General features: G+C 51.5%; 13 protein-coding genes. All 13 read left to right on the top strand.

Features of this window, described 5'->3' with window-relative positions; all coding sequences use genetic code 11:
* Nucleotides 1-384, top strand: a 384-nt coding sequence (locus ACFSX3_RS18885; protein ID WP_379313138.1) for a hypothetical protein, incomplete at its 5' end; no start/stop codon positions are given.
* 123 nt (nt 385-507) lie between these two features.
* Nucleotides 508-4,836 carry an endo-1,4-beta-xylanase gene (locus ACFSX3_RS18880; RefSeq protein ID WP_209988436.1) on the top strand — a complete coding sequence of 1,443 codons (4,329 nt, stop codon included), beginning with the start codon at nt 508-510 and terminating at the stop codon, nt 4,834-4,836.
* A gap of 376 nt (nt 4,837-5,212) precedes the next feature.
* A complete protein-coding gene (locus tag ACFSX3_RS18875; protein WP_379258661.1) occupies nt 5,213-6,172 on the top strand; it encodes an ABC transporter permease in 960 nt (319 codons plus the stop codon).
* An 18-nt stretch (nt 6,173-6,190) separates the two neighbouring features.
* Nucleotides 6,191-7,069, top strand: coding sequence for a carbohydrate ABC transporter permease (locus tag ACFSX3_RS18870; RefSeq protein WP_209988440.1), 879 nt, complete (start codon nt 6,191-6,193; stop codon nt 7,067-7,069).
* 104 nt (nt 7,070-7,173) lie between these two features.
* Entirely contained in the window at nt 7,174-8,880 is a 1,707-nt protein-coding gene (locus ACFSX3_RS18865) for an extracellular solute-binding protein (protein WP_209988442.1), read from the top strand.
* A gap of 56 nt (nt 8,881-8,936) precedes the next feature.
* Nucleotides 8,937-10,649: a sensor histidine kinase gene (locus tag ACFSX3_RS18860; RefSeq protein WP_209988446.1), complete on the top strand. Its 1,713-nt coding sequence runs from the start codon at nt 8,937-8,939 to the stop codon at nt 10,647-10,649.
* Nucleotides 10,603-12,231, top strand: coding sequence for a response regulator (locus ACFSX3_RS18855; protein ID WP_209988448.1), 1,629 nt, complete (start codon nt 10,603-10,605; stop codon nt 12,229-12,231). Before ACFSX3_RS18860 ends, ACFSX3_RS18855 begins: the two co-directional genes overlap by 47 nt.
* A gap of 256 nt (nt 12,232-12,487) precedes the next feature.
* Nucleotides 12,488-13,063 carry a hypothetical protein gene (locus ACFSX3_RS18850; protein ID WP_209988450.1) on the top strand — a complete coding sequence of 192 codons (576 nt, stop codon included), beginning with the start codon at nt 12,488-12,490 and terminating at the stop codon, nt 13,061-13,063.
* A 122-nt stretch (nt 13,064-13,185) separates the two neighbouring features.
* Nucleotides 13,186-13,452, top strand: coding sequence for a hypothetical protein (locus ACFSX3_RS18845; RefSeq protein ID WP_209988453.1), 267 nt, complete (start codon nt 13,186-13,188; stop codon nt 13,450-13,452).
* Between the two features lie 108 nt (nt 13,453-13,560).
* Nucleotides 13,561-14,925 carry an ABC transporter substrate-binding protein gene (locus tag ACFSX3_RS18840; RefSeq protein ID WP_379313136.1) on the top strand — a complete coding sequence of 455 codons (1,365 nt, stop codon included), beginning with the start codon at nt 13,561-13,563 and terminating at the stop codon, nt 14,923-14,925.
* Between the two features lie 245 nt (nt 14,926-15,170).
* Complete coding sequence (locus ACFSX3_RS18835) at nt 15,171-16,052, top strand: carbohydrate ABC transporter permease (protein ID WP_036699404.1); 882 nt, start codon at nt 15,171-15,173, stop codon at nt 16,050-16,052.
* Complete coding sequence (locus tag ACFSX3_RS18830; protein WP_209988458.1) at nt 16,052-16,879, top strand: carbohydrate ABC transporter permease; 828 nt, start codon at nt 16,052-16,054, stop codon at nt 16,877-16,879. The genes ACFSX3_RS18835 and ACFSX3_RS18830 overlap by 1 nt, the downstream gene beginning before the upstream one ends.
* Before the next feature lie 73 nt (nt 16,880-16,952).
* Entirely contained in the window at nt 16,953-17,942 is a 990-nt protein-coding gene (locus ACFSX3_RS18825; protein WP_209988461.1) for a LacI family DNA-binding transcriptional regulator, read from the top strand.
* Nucleotides 17,943-18,220: the final 278 nt, after the last annotated feature.

The raw sequence follows: 18,220 nt of genomic DNA, 5'->3' as shown, positions 1-18,220 counted from the left end.
CCGAATGTAATCGGAAAACCGACTACATTGCGCCGGATGGTGCTATGCTGGCCGAATGTAATCGGAAAACCGATCACATTGCGCTGGATGGTACTGTGCGGACCAAATGTAATCGGAAAACCGATCACATTGCGCTGGATGGTACTGTGCTGGCCGAATGTAATCGGAAAACCGACTACATTGCGCCAGGTGTTGCTGTGCGGACCAAATGTAATCGGAAAACCGACTACATTGCGCTGGATGGTACTGTGCGGACCGAATGTAATCGGAAAACCGACTACATTGCGCCGGATGGTGCTATGCTGGCCGAATGTAATCGGAAAACCGACTACAGCGCAACATGTGCTGGCGCAAGGGGAGCGGGCGACAGGCGCAGCAAGCTAATTTTTCCCGCTCTGCTTATCATTTTGTTATCAATCCTATCAAATTGTTATTTGTAAACGATTTCCAATCAGCTATAATTCATTATGTAAGCGCTTAATTAAGATGAAAATTAGGAGGGTACAGATGCTCAAGCGTAAACGAATGATGAGCCTCGCGCTGGCGCTGGTCGTCTTCGCGGCTTCGGTGCTGCCGATGCGGACACCGGTCTATGCTGCCGCTGAGGGAGGCCCGGCAGTTGTTCTTGCTTCGGACTATGAGGACGGCACCGCACAAGGCTGGACCAAGAAAGGCGACGAACAGCTTACAGTAACGAAGGAGGTCTATCATGGAGGCTCCTACAGTTTGTACGTGGATGGCCGGACCAAGGATTGGGAAGGGCCCAATCAGGTTCTGACGGACCACATGACTCCGAACACAGCCTACACCGTGGGAGCATGGGTGAAATCTCCGGCGCCGGTCAAATTCACGGTACATACCAAAATCGGCGAAAAAGAGGACTGGACGCTTGTAGCGGAACTTAGCGGAGCGAAGTGGTCCGGGGACTGGACGTATCTGGAAGGTACTTTTATTACAGGCGATAAGGTAGGCTTCACGGAGATTTATGCAGAAGCCGCAGCAGGAACCGCATTCTACGTGGATGATATCAAGATTACCATCGCAGCAGCTGAAGTCCCGGAGGGGGAGGAAGGGCTGCGTACGGATTTTGAAGACGGAACGCTTCAGGGCTGGAAGAACCGGATTGGCCCGGAATCGTTGTCGGTGAGTCAGGATACGGCTAATACCGGAACTCACAGTATGCTGGTAGAGGGGAGAGAGCGCAGCTTCCATGGGCCAAGCCTGAGTGTGAAGGAGCATCTGCGGCCGGGCAAGAGCTACCAGTTCTCGCTGTATGTCCGCCTGAAGGAGAAGCCGGAGGCCGACAAAAGTCTGCAAATGACGGTGTATAAGAAGGCCGGCTCCGAGAGCTGGAATGCGATTGATAAGGTTGACATTAAGGCTGATCAGTGGGATCAATGGCATCTGCTGAAGGGGACTTTCCAGTACAGCGACCAGCCGTCTGAGGTGAACCTGTTCGTGGAGACTCCTTATATTACAGAGGAGACTGTTGATACGTTATCTTTTTATGTAGATGATGTGGTTGCCCAGCCTGCGCCTGAGATGAGCATTGAACAGGATATCCCTGCGCTAAAAGACATCTATGCGAACGATTTCGCCATTGGTGCTGCTGCGTACTCCTGGCAAATGGAAGGGGTCTATGGGGAACTGCTGAAGAAGCATTTCAACAGCATCACAGCCACCTATGAAATGAAGCCCAAATTCCTTGCGCCTTCCGAGGGCACTTATGTGTTCGACGGGGCGGATAAATATGTGAATTTTGCCCAGGCGAACGGAATGGGACTTCGCGGACACGCGCTGCTGTGGCACACCGATGCTGCGGAGTGGATGTTCACGGGTCCTGACGGCCAGCCGGCCAGCAGAGAGCTGCTGCTTACGCGTCTGCAAAGTTATATCGAGACCGTTATGCACCGCTATAAGGGCAAAATCTATGCCTGGGATGTAGTGAACGAAGCGATTGCCGACAATGGCGGCGGTCCGGATGGCATGAGAATAACACCTTGGTACACCCTGATCGGCCCCGATTATATCGAGAAGGCGTTCGAATTCGCCCGTGCGGCGGACCCGGAAGCGAAGCTCTATTACAATGATTATTACACAGAGGTACCGGAAAAGCGTGAGCATATCTACAAGCTGCTGAAGACGCTCAAGGCGAAGAAGCTGATTGACGGCGTGGGCCTCCAGTCTCATCACGGACTGTTCTCCCCCTCCATTTCGGAGATTGAAAAGACGATTCAGCAATTCTCGCAGCTTGATCTGGACATTCAAATCACTGAGCTGGACGTAGATTCGGGCATCAGCCCTTCTGCTCCGCTGCCAGCAGATATCGCTGCACGGCAGGGCAAACGCTATAATGATCTGTTTGAGCTCTACAAGAAGTACAAGGACACGATTTCCTCGGTCTCCATTTGGGGTGTGCAGGATGAGAAAAGCTACAACAACCATGCCATGTTGTTCGATGAGCAGCTGAAGGCGAAGCCTGCTTTCTGGGGGGCGGTGGACCCGTCCAAGCTGCCGGCCATTCACAATGTAGCCGTGGCGCTTGAGGGTACGCCTCAGGCAGGCGCAGCCGGGAAAGCCCTGTGGAGCAAAACAGCAGGGATTCCGCTGGAACAGGGCAGTACAGTAACGGCCAAGGTTCATACGCTGTGGGATACCGATAACCTGTATGTGAAGGTAGACGTAACCGATGCAAGTCTGAACGGGGAAGACAAGGTTGAGCTTTTCCTGGATGAGAACAATGGGAAGACCACGGCCTATGAGCCGGATGACCGCAAGATCAGCTTGCCGCGTTCGGGCCCCGGGACCGAGGGAGTCAGCTTCACCAGCACAGAACGTGAGGGCGGTTATATCATTGAAGCGCGAATTCCGCTCGTAACCGTCAAGGGTGCCGCAGGTGCGGAGCTAGGTCTCGATATCCGTGTCAGTGATGCCGGTGCTCTGGATTCTGTTCCTGCCTACTGGAATGATAGAAGCCGGTCCCAGGACACAGACACCAGCCATTACGGGGTTCTCAGGCTCTCTGCAATGCCTAATTCAGCGGAATCGCTGAAGGGTCAGGTGAAGATTGACGGACAGATGGATGCGCAGTGGGAGAAGGCGAAGCCTTTTCAGGTGAAAATGTCTGCCGCGCCTTACATCACCACCGCAGAAGCCAGATCGATGTGGACGGAGGACAGCCTCTATCTGATCGTAGATGTGAAGGACGCCTTGCTGAAGGCGGATGCCGCGAATCCATGGGACCAGGATTCCGTGGAGATCTTCATCGATGAGAATTTCAGCAGAACCCCGTATTATGAGGGGGATGACGGCCAATACCGGATTAATATTAATAATGTGGCCTCCTTTGGCGGAGGAGCCTCGGACAGCAGATTGACCAGCGCGGTGGTCCATACGGACACCGGGTACCGCGTCGAAGCTAAGATAAATTTCGGCACGATCAAGGCATTGGCGGGAAGCTCTATCGGGCTTGATCTCCAGATCAATGATGATCGGGGCGATGGCACCCGCAGTACGAGTAAATGGAATGACAGGGGCGAGGATACGTGGCGGGATACCTCCAATTTCGGGATTTTGACCTTTGTGGCGCCTGAGGCGGCACCGCCAACCCCTACAGATAGCACTTCTTCGTCTCCATCGCCTGGCTCTGCACCATCTGTGAAGTCACCTGCTCCGGCAGCGGTCTTCACGGACGGCAAGCTTACCCTTCAGCCATCCCCGGATAAGGCTGGAATGCTGAATGTTGATCTCACGCCGGATGCAGTAAGTCAGGCCGTGCTTCAGTCGCTGGACAGCGGCATTCTGAAGATTGCCGTCAAGCCTGCCTCTGGAGCCGCAGCGCTGCAGCTTAAGCTTCCGCTGCAGAGTCTGGCCGCACAGCCGAAGATTAAGGAGATTCAAATTGAGAGCAGCTTCGGGGCAGTGCTGAGCCTGAACACACAGCTGCTGAAATTGCAGGATACGCAGGCCGGGGATGTTCTTCAGCTTCACGTGAAGCGTGTGGGCCAGGACGGCTGGCCGGCAGCGGTGAAGACCCGCTTGGATGGAGCGGCAGTACTTGACTTCTCGCTTGCTATCCATGGAGCCAAGATTACAGCGGTTGACGCTGCTGCGCTTACCCTGCTGCTGCCTTATGAGCTTAAGTCAGGCGAGCGGGCGCACCAGCTTGCGGTCTACCGGGTGTTGGAGATTGGCAAGCTTGCAGTTGTGAAGGATCGTCAATATGATCCGGCTACAGGCTATGTCTCCTTTAAGACCAAGGAGTTTGGACAATATGCAGCTGCAACAGTGAAACTGCCGGATCACAAGGGCAGCAACTGGGCTGCCGAGAGCGTTGAAGCTCTGGTTGCAAAAGGAATACTTCCTCTGGGAGCAGAGGCTTCCTATGAGACGGGGGTATTGATGAACCGGGCGGAATTTGCCCAGCTGCTGGTCGATGCTTTTGACCTTCAAGCTGCCGCAGCCGCTCCAGGCTTCAAGGATGTCGGTACGAATTCCCCATATGCCGAGGCTATCCACATTGCTGGAGCTTTAGGCATTGTAAAAGGTAGAGCAGACGGACATTACAGTCCCAACGATACACTCAGCCGTCAAGAAATGGCGGTCATGTTGAACCGGCTCATCCAGCTGGAGCAGATCATGCTGAAGGGCGATTCCCCTGCTGTTCACAGCTTCAAGGATCTGAACCAGCTGAGCGCGGAAGCTTCAGGCGCTATTGAGAAGCTGCGGGCTGCCGGAGTCATCCAAGGCGCGCGCAGCGGTTACTTCCTGCCGAAGGCCCAGATGACCAAGGAACAGGCTGCTGTGGTAGTGTACCGGATAATCAGTCTCCATTAGTAGAGTAGTGTCCGCAAGTCTATAGCATTGATTCGAGCAGCGGTTCTCCCGATAAGGGGGGGCCGCTGCTTTTTGTATTGGGAGTTTCAGTACCATTAACCCCGCTTAAACAGCGGAGAGGACGGAACGACCTGCGGAAAAGCGGCAGCGGTCGCCTTGGTCTCCGGATTTTTACCGCTTGTAACAACGGTCCGTTCGCGGAGCGTCCACCCAAGTGCTACCGTAATGCTAAGTCCAAAACTGTTGTGGTTATCATTTTGTTATCGATGCTCTGTATTTATCATGTATCTGTCATGTCCGGCTAGGTATTATTAATTTATAAACAAAGTAAACGGATACACGTTGACCAGCAAAGGGGAGCAGAAGCATGAAAAACTTGGTTACGCCAGCCAGCGTAAAAGGCGAGAAACTGGATGTAAATGCGGGGAGTCCCCGAAAAAAATCGAAATGGAAATCGACGATTAGTCTCGATCTGATGGTTCTGCCGGCATTGATCCTTACCTTGATCTTCGCCTACATTCCAATGACAGGCCTTGCGATTGCCTTCAAGAATTACAAGCCGGGCTTAGGGTTCAATGCCTCCAAGTGGGTGGGGCTGGAGCATTTTGAATATCTGTTCAGTATTCCCGAGAACGTTCAGATCATCTGGAACACACTGATTATTGCCGGTCTGAAAATGATCGCTAACCTGATCGTTCCCTTCTTATTCGCACTGCTGCTGAATGAGATCCGCAAGATGGCATTCAAAAAAATGGTACAAACCATTGTCTATATGCCCCACTTCCTGTCATGGGTGATCCTGGGCGGTATCCTCTCCGACCTGCTGGCCAGAGACGGCGGCCTGATCAACCAGGTGCTGGTCAGTGTATTCGGCATCCAGCCGATTTTCTTCCTGGGTGACGGGAACTGGTTCCGGTTTGTCGTTGTAGTGAGTGATGTCTGGAAAGAGTTCGGCTTCAACACCATCGTCTTCCTGGCCTCCCTGGCGGGAATTAACCCGGCACTCTATGAAGCGGCTGAGGTAGACGGAGCAGGACGCTGGCAGCAGACATGGTCTATTACGATGCCGGCCATGCTGCCGATTACCATTGTGGTAGGAACACTGGCGCTGGGTAACGTGCTTAACGGAGGCTTTGATCAGATCTTCAACCTGTATAACGCGCTTGTCTTCGATAAAGGGGACATCATCGATACATTTGTCTACAGACTAGGAATTGTTGACGGTAAGTTCAGCTTCTCCACAGCGGTCGGATTGTTCAAATCCGTTGTCAGCTTTGTCTTGATCGTAACAGCTTACCGCCTTTCGTATAAATTTGCTAACTACCGTATTTTCTAGAATGGAGGCTAATAGGGCATGTATCATAAAACAAAACCTTACCGCATCTTCACCGTGTTCAACTATATCCTGATGATCGCAGTTTCGATCATGTGTGTTGTCCCGCTGATTCACGTGCTTGCTGTATCGTTCAGCGGGAAATCGGCAGCCAATGCCAATCTGGTGGGTCTGTGGCCGGTAGATTTCACAGTGGACGCATATACCAAGACCGTCGCCAACGAGAATTTCATCCGGTCCATCTGGGTGACGCTGCAGCGCACGGTGCTGGGCACTCTGTTTAGCATGGGAATAGTCATTCTGGCCGCCTATGCGCTGTCCAAAGAGAACGCCCGGTTCAGACGCCGGAACATGTATATCTGGCTGCTGGTCTTCACCATGCTGTTCAGCGGCGGTCTGGTGCCGATGTACATTCTGATTCAGAAGCTGCACCTGATGAACTCCTTATGGGTACTGATTCTGCCGGGTGCCGTCTCGGTATGGAATATCATTCTGCTGCTTAACTTCTTCCGGGCCGTGCCCAAAGAAATGGAAGAAGCCGCCTTCATCGACGGCGCAGGTCATTTCAGAACACTGTTCAGCGTGTATCTCCCGGTATCCATGCCGGCCATTGCGACACTGTCGCTGTTCACGATTGTCGGTCACTGGAACTCCTGGTTCGACGGCCTGCTGTATATGACGGATCACCGCAACTATCCGCTGGCGACCTTCCTGCAGTCGGTCATTGTCCAGCAGGACTTCAGTAAGGTGACCGTACGGCCGGAGGATCTGGAGAATATTTCGCAAAGAACGGTCAAAGCCGCTCAGATCTTCATCGGGATGGCACCGATCCTCATCGTGTATCCATTCCTGCAGCGTTTCTTCGTGAAGGGAATTGTCCTCGGGGCGGTTAAGGAATAGCCGTCCTTCCTACTTAAAGGGGGTGATGCACGCGCTGGAAGCGAAAAAAGATTGACTCATATAATTAATATGATTAAATTTTAATTAAAGGGGTGCAAGATTAAATGATAAAGAAAATGAAATTCTCTGCGGCGGCAGTGTTATCCACAGTCATGCTGGGCAGCCTGCTGGCCGGATGCGGCGGAAATGCTGACAACAAGAAGGCAGAAGGGGACAACAAGCCGGCGGCAAGCGAAGACGCTATGTATTCGGCTCCCTTTGAGAATGGCAAATATACAGAGCCGGTAACCATTTCAACGGTATTTCCCATCGCAAGCAGCCTGAAATTCAAGAATGGCGAGAACATCGAGAATAACGTGCACACCAAATGGGCCAAGGATACGCTGGGCATTGACATCAAGTATCTCTGGACCGTAAGTGACCAGAACAACGCCTATGAAACCAAGCTGCGCCTGATGCTTACTTCTGGTGAGAAAATGCCGGACATCATCTCTTTCCGCGGCAGCCCTTCCCTGATTTCCGATCTGATTGACAGCGGCCAGTTCACCGATGCGGGCGAATTGTTCGACAAATATGCTTCCGATATCTACAAAAAAGCGATGGCCGAAGAGCCAACCGTATGGAATCCCTACATGAGAGACGGCAAGCGTATGGGTATCCCGATTCTGGAAAACGCTTATAATAATGATCCGGTTATGTATATCCGTGAGGATTGGCTGAAGAAGCTGAACCTTAAGGCTCCGACAAATCTGGCTGAGCTGGAAACCGTGCTGGATGCGTTCACGAACCAGGACCCTGACGGCAACGGCAAGAAGGATACAACGGGACTGGCTGTAGGCTTCAAAAACAACCTGAACACATGGATGTCGGAAGCCGGATGGGTTTTCGGGATGTTCGGCGCTATGCCTAACCAGTGGAACAAGACAGCGGACAACCAGCTCGCTTACGGTTCTGTTCAGCCGGAGATGAAGGAAGGTCTGGCAACGATGCAGAAATGGATGAAGGCAGGGTATATCTCCTCCGAATCCGGACTGTATGATGAGAACAAAGCGACAGAAGCTTTTACAGCAGGCAAATCCGGTATCATTGTCGGCCCTTACTGGATGACAGGCTGGCCGCTGCCGGATCTGCAGAAGAACGTTCCAGGTGCAGTGCATAAGGCTTATCCTCTTCCGGCAGGCCCGGATGGCAAGGTTGGCAGACACGGCACGAAGATCGCCTCCGGTGCTGTATTGATCAACAAGGATATGGAGCATAAAGACGCATTCTTCGTCTACCAGAACTATCTGTTTGATAACTGGGCCAACCCGGACAGCACAACCTTCGTGAACGGCTTCGCCAAAGGCTATGACTATGATATCGCTGAAGACGGAACCGTCCTGAAAGAGCAGGATACGGATAAGATTCCAGGCGGCTGGGTAGATGCGATCCGTTACACTTTGACCTACGATGGAGCTATTATTCCTAACCTGATGATGAATACACTGGCCAAGCTGGCCGGCGGCGCTGAGCCTGCTAACCAGTATGAGAAGAATCTGTCCGAGCGTATTCCTGAGCAGATCTTAGCAGCCAAGATCATCGTCGACCAGAAGGACAGTGTAATGCCTGAGATGTTCACAGGTACACCTACTGAAACTCAGCTCGCCCGTGGAGATATGCTGGAGAAGCTGGAGAAGGAAATTCTGAACAAAATTATTTATGACAAAGCGCCGGTAGACGAATTCGATACCTTTGTAGAGAAATGGAAAACTACAGGCGGCGACAAAGTGACCACAGAGGTCAATGAATGGTATCAATCTCTGCAGAAATAAAGATATAAAGAATAAGGGCGGCCCCTAGGCCGTCCTTTCATTTGGAGGAGGGCAATGTGAAATATCGTCTGTCTATCTTTCAGTGGCTGTCGTTTGTCCTGATGCTGATGCTGCTGATCATTGTAGGTGCGTTTTGGCTCATCTACCGGCTGAACGTGAAGGACATTCAGAATGAGCTGAGAAAAAACAAAATGTACGAGGTTGAATTCATGACCTCCCAGCTATCCACGCAATTTGAACAGGTGCTGACAAATACCATTACTTTGTCACAGGACCAGTCTGTGCGTGGATATCCTTATATTCTGAAGTTCGGGGATCAATATTCCAAATATGAGATGAAGCTGACCATCATCGATAAGCTGGCCCTGAACACGGCCTCTACCTCCTGGAAGAATACAGTGATTCTGTATTATGAGGATGAGAAAGAGACGGTATCCTCAGATTCCTCCTTCTCCTTCAGCACCTTCAGTCCCCCGGAGCAGGCGCGGAACCGCTGGGTGCTGCACACGGATAAGGAAGGCAAGGGATATTACTCCAACATCATGCGCAGTCATATCAGCTCGCTGTTAATTGAAGTCAGGATTTCTCTGGATAATCTGGTGAAAATGATGGATCAGTATGTCTCGGGTATGCCGCTGCTATACGATGCCTCTGAGCGGGCCTTTATCCAGCCGGGGGCGGCGTTTCCGCAGGAGCTGTTACAGTCGATCAGCCCTGGGATCAGCGGGAACCGGGGCACAATCTCCGCTACAGTGAACCGTACAGAGTATCAGATTAACTATATGAAGTCGGACATGCTGGATTTGTATTTCATTGACGCCTATCCCAAGCGCCAGTATATCGAACCGATTAACCGCAATAACCGGCTGTTCCTCTATGCGGTACTGGTGGTGCTGGTGGGTATTATGTTCTACACCCTGCTGCTCCGCAAGCAGGTTCAGAAGCCTGTGATCATGCTACGGAAGGCGATTGACCGGTTCGACCGGGGCGACTTTTCCAGCCGTGCCGTCGATCTGCAGGTCAATGAGTTCAAGGTGCTCGGCAATTCTTTTAACCGGATGGCCGAGAATACCCAGATTCTGATTGAACAGGTCTTGCTGGGCGAGATTGAAGTCAAGGAAGCGAAGCTGAAGCAATATCAGGCGCAGATTAATCCGCATTTTCTGTATAACTGCCTGAATTTCATCCAGAGCAAAGCCAGCATTGAAGACTATCAGGCGGTGACCGCGATGACGCTTCATCTGGCCTCGTACTGCCGGTATATTCACAAGATCGAACAGCTGGAGTCTTCCCTTCAGGATGAGCTGGAATTTGTAGAGCATTATCTTCATATAGTACATCTGCGCAAAAAAGAAATCACCTTCGAGTTCGGTGTCACGGCAGAGGCGGGCAGATACCGGTTGCCAAGGATGATTCTGCAGCCGCTCGTTGAGAATTGTATTAAGCATGGAATTGAACCGAACTTAAGGCCCGGAATTATCTCGATCACAGCGGAAGAAGTGGATTCGTATCTTCTGATTACCGTGAAGGATAACGGAATCGGCATGACGGAGGAACGGCTCGGCGCGGTCCGCCGCCATATCGAGGATAATATTATCAGCAATGAACAGCTCGGAACGGGGCTAAGGAATGTGAATCAGCGGCTGCGCTTGTATTTTGGCAAAGACTCCGGGTTATCCGTAGACTCCGTGCTGTCCGAAGGCACCTGTTACCGGATTCGGATTGAAAAGGAGGGAGAAGCTCATTCTGCAAATTCTGCTGGTAGATGACGAACAATATGTCGTAGATGATCTGGAGCTTGCTTTTCCATGGCAGGACTTCGGGATTGACAAAGTATACAAAGCCTACTCCGGCGCCCAGGCCATGCAGATGATCGGGCAATACCCGGTGGATATAGTCATTACGGATATTGCCATGCCGGGGATGAGCGGGCTGGAGCTGGTGAAGCAGGTACGGGGGACCCACCGGAGAATCAAGTGTATTCTGCTAACCGGCTATGCCGAGTTCGAATATGCAAGGGAAGCCCTCCAGTATGGGGTGGTAGAGTATCTCGTCAAGCCGCTGGATCATGAGAAGCTGCGGACGGCTCTGGAGAGCACAATTAAGACTATTAAGAAGGAAATCGACCGGACGGCATCTTATGAGCAGGCGATGCTGGCCTTCCGTGAGCATCTTCCGGCGCTGAAGGATAAGCTGCTGGCCGAGCTGATTCAGGGCAAGTCTTATCCGCAGGAACGGCTGAAGGACAAGCTGAGCGGGTATCAGATCGATTTTCAAGTGAACGACCGGGTCTTCCTGATTCTGATCCGTCTGGAGGAGCATTTCACGAACTTCGGGCTGGATAGCCAATTGCTCTTTGAATACGCGGTGACGAACATTGCCTGCGAGCTGCTGGGCCCTTGCTTCGAGATGTGGCATGGCCGGGATGCTTACGAGAACCTGGTGTTTATTGTGAAGAGCAATGAAGCTGGGGCGGTTGACCAGGGCAAGATTCTGAAGCAGCTAACCCATAATACCCATCAGCTGCACAGCAGTGTGAATGAATATCTGAATGGTGGAATCTCGGTGATTCTGTCCTACCCGGGCGAATTCCCGCTGGATCTCCGCGCCATGTATGAGGATTCCCAGTCGGCGTTAAGACAGCAAGTGGGCAATGACCAGGGCTATTTCATCTCCTTGACAGACAAGCAGAAGAGCTCGCCGGTCCAGCCGCTCAAGGACTTATATGCTTCTCCGACACTGATGCATCTGCTGGAGACCGGCCAGTGGCAGGGGTATAAGGAACGGCTGCAGCAGATGAGAGAGCTCAGCAACAGCCTTCCGGCCTATAATGAAGAATATATTGAGGAGATCCGCACCATGATTCTCGGCTCCTTTCACTATATTGCCCATAAGAATCATAGCCTGCTGTCCGATCTGGTCGGGCGGGAGCTGCTGGATAAGACTCTCTTCCGTTCCATGTCCCAACTGGTCAGCTGGGGTGAGGCGCTGGTGGATACCCTGCAGGGCAAGCTCGAACGGGATACACAGAATAATCGGATGGGCATCGTCAAGGAGATGCAGAGCTGTATCGCGGCTAATCTGGCAGAGGCCAGCCAGCAATTCGTTGCGGACGCGGTCTCGCTCCATCCGGCATATGTCTCCAGACTGTTCAAGCAGGTCAGCGGGATCAGCATCAGTGAGTATATCCTGAATAGGAAGATGGAGCAGGCCGTAGCAAGCCTCCGGGATTCCGAACTGAAAATCTATGAGATCTCCGAGCAGCTCGGCTACGCCAACAGCCAATATTTCATCAAAGTGTTTAAGGAGCAGTTCGGCATGACGCCCCAGGATTACCGGGGGAAGCTGTAAGGTATGCTATTCTATAGAGCCGTGAGCAGAAGGGGCTCAGGCTCTATCAATCACTTATTAGCTAAATTAAATAGGAAGAGAGTTAAACGAAGATATATTGACTTGTAGTCGAATTTCTTCTAAAAATGTAAAGAGAACAACTTAAAAGAGATATTTTGGAATGCGGAATGGGTAATATAGGATTATAGAGAATAAAATAATATGGAGGTGCAGTGGGGCTTTAAAAACATGCTTTTGTTGGAGAAGGTGACTAAAGATGAATAGAAAATACCTAATGGCGGTCTTCATAGGTTTGTTCATGCTTCTTATGAGTGCTTGTCAAAAAGACAATCCCTACGATTCTCTGTTTCACCATGTGGAGGAGCATCGTACTGTGTTTGCCATGACAAAGGATGAAGGGATTGCCGCTCTGGACTTGGTCGATTACGAAGATAAGAATAACACGCTTACTCTGAATGAAGAACTCACGGCAGAGGATCAAAAGTACGGACAACGAATACGACTCGACAATAATCAATTGATTGAAGGTTATGAATTGGTGACACGATTGCCGAGATCCGAGATTGGATACCAGCAAGCAGGGAGAATTGTGGAGGCCTTCATGGGACACTATAGCCCTTCTGAGGAAGAAAAAGAGAAGGTGCTTGATTCTATCCATGCCGTCGATGACAAGACTTTTCCCGTCAAGCCGGAGGTTAAGCTAGTGACAGAATCGTGGGAGAGCAATGATAAGGGTGGGAGCATGAGTATTCATTATAGATTAACCAACAGTCTAGCGAACGCCGAGGAGATATCTTTGGTATTACAATTTCTCCGCACAGCTTCTCCCTAAATGATTATGCCTTATCCCCTGATATCAAAGGTTTCGGCTCATTCGAGCTGAAGCCTTTTTTGCTGCTGGCCTGCTAGAACCAAATACAATAGGCAGCAGCGAGCGCTGGGGGGGGGGGGCGGATGTATGCGAAAAACCGATTACATTGGACAGCGGTGAGGGCGCTTGGGCCGGATGTAATCGAAAAACCGACCACATTAGGCGCGGCGGAGGCGCGTGGTCCGAATGTAATCGAAAAAGCGATTACAATTGTCCTGGGCGTGGTGCTTGGACTGAATGTAATCGAAAAACCGATTACAATTCGACTGGGAACGGCGCGTGGTCCAAATGTAGTCGGAAAACCGAACACACCGCCGCCAGCGCCGCACTCACCCCTTTTAATTAGCTAAAATTTAAATATGATAACCGATTGACATAGATATGTTAACCGGTTATCATAAAGTTGCATCCGAAATGTATGCGCATTCAAAACAATCATAAGTATGGGGGGATTTCAGTTGAAATTGAGAAAAGCTGCAAGCTTCGCTATCGCTCTGACGGTGGTCACCGGATTACTCGCAGGCTGTTCCAAGGGGAATTCAACGAACAGTGCTGTCAAGGAAGACAAGGGGAATGGGGGAACACAAACAGAGCAAGCCTCCAAGGACGTTAAGCTAACTTTCTTCAATACTTCTGCAGAAGTCAATACCGTATTCGAGGAGCTGTTCAAGAAGTATCATGAGCAGAATCCGCAGGTGACGATTGAACTGATTCCTACGCCGATCGGCGGCGCGCAGCTTGAGAAGTTCCAATCCCTGCTGGCCTCCGGCAATCCGGCGACAATCGTGAATCTGGATGCAGGCACCATACTTCAATATAAGGATGATTTTCTTGATTTAGAGCCGGAGAAGGCGAAGTATGAAGCGCTGACCAATCCGGGAGCTATCGACGGCGCGTTGCTGGACGGACAATTTCTGGGTATTCCCTGGACTGCCCAAGGCTACGGTCTGCTGTACAACAAGCGTGCGGTAGAAGAGGGTATCGGCGGTGCCTTTGATCCAGCATCGGTGAAGACCCGTGATGATCTGGAAGCGGTCTTCAAGAAGATTGAAGCGGCTGGCAAAGCACCGGTCATGCTTCACGGGGCAGACTGGTCGCTCGGCGCCCACTATCTGGGATTGACCTATTCCCTGCAGTCGCAGAAGGTGGAGGACAACCGGAAGTTCGTGGAGGAGCTGAAGAACGGGCAGGTTAAGCTGACGGAGAATCCGCAGTTTACCGGACTGATGGATACCTTCGATCTGTTGAAAAAATACAACGCACGTAAGAGCGACCCGCTCGTTGCCGATTATAACCGTGACAGCGCAGATTTCGCCAAGGGAGCTGCCGCCTTCTACTTCATGGGAGACTGGAGCTGGGCGGTCATCGGAACGCTGGAAGGCCGTGATGCTGACTTCGGTATCCTACCGCTGCCTATTAGCAATAATCCAGAGGATTTCGGCAACGCACAAGTCGCCTACAGCGAGCCTAAGCTGTTCGCCATCGATGATTCGAAGTCTACACCGGAGCAGCAGGAAGCCGCCAAAGCATTCATCGAATGGATGGTCAGCAGCGAGGACGGCCAGAAGGCTATTATTACCGATATGGGGCTGTCCATGCCGTATAAGGATCTCAAGGCACAGAGCACCAACATCATGTCCAATGCCGTCAGCGAATATGTGAAGCAAGGGAACATCATCAATATCGGTGTGATTAATTACTTGCCGCAGGATTACTGGGCCAAGACCGGCGCTGCGATGCAGAAGTATCTGGTAGGCAATATCGACCGCCAGGGGCTTGCGCAGGAGGTTCAGGATTACTGGAAATCATATGCAGGGAAATAGAGAATCTCTATTTATTGAACTTGAAGACTTAAGTTAAGGGAAAAGTGGCGGAGGGGAATTTTGGAACTGAAGGAGCGATAGCGACCGCCTTTGTCTGCGGATTTCAACCGTTAAAAACGGTATAAAATCAAGAAATCTGCAGAAGGGCAGCGGCCGGAAGTCCAAAACTTCTCTGGAGTCGCGGCTAATCCCAAAACATAAAAAATTCTCCAGTTCAGCCTGTTAAGAGGAAAGGGGGCAGCACTATGAACAAAAAGCTATCACTGAAGAATGCGGGGACGTTTCTGGTCTTCGGAGGTCCCTCGATCTTCGCTTTTGCCGCCGTTGTGATTATACCGTTCATCGTCGGCTTATATTTGACCTTCACGAACTGGGATGTCCGGACAGGCGACAGCAGCCTGATCGGCTTCACGAATTATCTGGAGGTATTCAGGGATAAGGTGTTCCTTCAGCAGCTGTGGTTCACCCTGAAGTATGTCTTCTTCACCGTGGTGATTGCCAATGTGTTCGCTTTCTTCATCGCACTCGCCCTGACGAGAGGCGGGAGAGGGGAACAATGGCTGCGCACAGGCTTCTTCACACCCAATCTGGTCGGCGGGATCGTACTCGGATACCTGTGGCAGACGCTTTTCTCACAGGTGCTGCCTTACCTTGGTGCGAAATACGGCTGGGAGCTGTTTCAGACCTCATGGCTGACGAATACGGGGACGGCATTCTGGGCGCTGATCATTGCAACTGCCTGGCAGCTGGTCGGGTATCTGATGATCATTTATATCGCGGGCTTCACCGGCGTTCCGAATGATGTGCTGGAGGCGGCGAGCATCGACGGAGCGGGACGGACTTCAGTGATTCGCAGAATCATCCTGCCGCTGACGGTTCCTGCGATCGTCATCTGTATTTTCATCTCCCTGTCCCGATCCTTCTTAACGTATGACATCAACCTGGCCTTAACCAAGGGCGGACCGTTCAATTCAACGGAGCTGGCCACCTACCATATCGTGCAAAAAGCCTTCTTGTCCAATCAATACGGTGTCGGCCAGGCAGAGGCAGTCGTTCTGTTCGCTGTCGTAGCGATTATCGCCTTGACGCAATCCTATCTGCTGAAGAAGCTGGAGGTGGAATCTTAATGAATGCTAACCGGCGCATCCTCTCGGGCCTGCGGACAGGATTCCTGTACCTGCTGCTGTTCGCCTTTTTAACACCGTTTCTGCTGATTATTATGAATTCCTTCAAGACCACCCAGCAATTCTTCGAGAGCCCGCTGTCACTGCCGACAACGATTAATTTCAAGAACTATGCCAGCGCTTTCGACAATATGGACTTTATGCAGGGATTCATGAACTCGCTGATCATTACGGGGATTTCCGTTACGATCATTATTATTTTCTCGGCGATGACCGGGTACTTGTTCGTACGCTACAAATGGAAGGTGAATTCCATCTTCTTTTTCCTCATGCTGGCCTCCATGGCTCTGCCCTTCCAGGTGCTGATGATTCCCATGGTGATGCTGTACGGAAATATGGGGCTGCTGAATACCAAGCTGACGCTGCTGTTCATGTATCTCGGCTTCGGAGTGCCGTTCGGCGTCTTCACGTTCCACGGCTTTATCAAGGGGATTCCTTATGAGCTGGAAGAATCGGCGTTTATCGAAGGGAGCAGCACGCTGCGGACGTTTTTCAGTATTGTGCTGCCCTTGCTGAAGCCGGTGTTCGTCACCCTGCTGGTGCTCGATGTGCTCTGGATCTGGAATGACTATCTTCTGCCTAGTCTGGTGCTGCTGTCGCCGGATCAGAAGACACTGCCGCTGTCCACGTATACCTTCTTCTCCTCCTATTCTGTGGACTATGCGCCGCTGATGGCCGGGCTGATTATGACGATCATTCCCGTGCTGATCATCTACCTGTTCCTGCAAAAACAGATCATCAAGGGGATCACGGAGGGAGCGCTGAAATAGGGGAGGTTGACGTTATAGCTGAAATCTAACCCGAATTCATCTATAATTGGAACTAAAAAGCAAGGTGGTTCCTATGGCGAATCTGAAGGACGTCGCAAAGCAGGCAGGACTTTCTGTCAATACAGTGTCCAGAGTCCTTAACAATAGAGGGTATATCAGTGACAAGACGAAGGAGAAGGTCTACCGGGTGATGAAGGAAATGAATTATCAGCCGAATGAAATGGCCCGGGCCCTGTTCCGCAAAAAATCGAATATGATCGGGCTGATCATCCCGGCGATTTCCCATCCTTTTTTTGCCGAGCTGACCGGCTATCTCGAATATTATGCAGACCTTAAGGGCTACAAGCTGCTGCTCTGCAATTCCAACCGCAACGTCTCCAAGGAAGTAGATTATATCGAGATGCTCAAAAAAAACCAGGTCGATGCCATCATCATGGGCAGTGCCGTGCTGGATGTGCAGCATTACCTTCACCTGGGCCTGCCGATCGTCTCCTTCGACCGTGTAATCTCAGAGGATATACCAGTGGTCACCTCGGATAATCTGGAGGGCGGCCGGCTGGCTGCCCGGCTATTAATCGGCAAGGGCTGCCGGCACACGGTCTATATCCAGCGGGGGATCGACGGTCCCCAGCATCACTTCATGCTGGCCGGCTTGAGAAGGCAGGGGTACGAAGAGGCGCTGAAGCATGCCGGGCTTGCGCCAATGTACTTACAGCTGGAGGTTGAAGAGGGGAGCTACACCGGAGGGGACACTGCCATTGCCGCCTACCTTCAGGAGCATCCTGAGATTGACGGCGTATTTGCCAGCAGTGATGTGATTGCCGCCGAGGTCATTCATGCATGCAACCTGCTCGGCAAGGAGATTCCGTCAGCGATGCGCATTGTGGGCTATGATGATGTGCAGCTTGCCTCGCTGATCTCACCGCGTCTAAGCACTGTCCGGCAGCCGATTCAGGAGATGAGCGAAGCCATTATGGAGCTGGCGGTCCAGCAGATCGAGGGCCAGACGGTGGCGATGGTGAATACGTTCCCGGTAACGGCTGTGGAGCGCGGCACGACCTGATACCCCGGACTGGCAGCTTCCCTGCCAGCGTCTGCCCTAGTAGAGCATCAGGTTTAATATTGTGAATATTCCCGCAGCAGTCCTTCGGATGCTGTAGGTGCTGGAACGGTAGCAGCTGCATTTTGTACATTAGAATGCTGTAAAAATGCCTTCAAAATAGAATCTATTGTATTCCGGAGACAATTTCATAATTAAAAACCCTTGCTATACCTGGTTTTTTTGAGCATAGAAAAAGGAGTACCTCCCCAAATTCTCGAAGTTATAGGTGACGAAACCAA

Origin of the sequence: Paenibacillus rhizoplanae, assembly GCF_042684125.1 — a bacterium.
In the GTDB taxonomy this organism is placed as follows: Bacteria; Bacillota; Bacilli; order Paenibacillales; family Paenibacillaceae; genus Paenibacillus_AQ; species Paenibacillus_AQ rhizoplanae.
The sequence above is the reverse complement of the archived record's forward strand: the minus strand, read 5'-3'. Positions and strand labels throughout refer to the sequence as shown.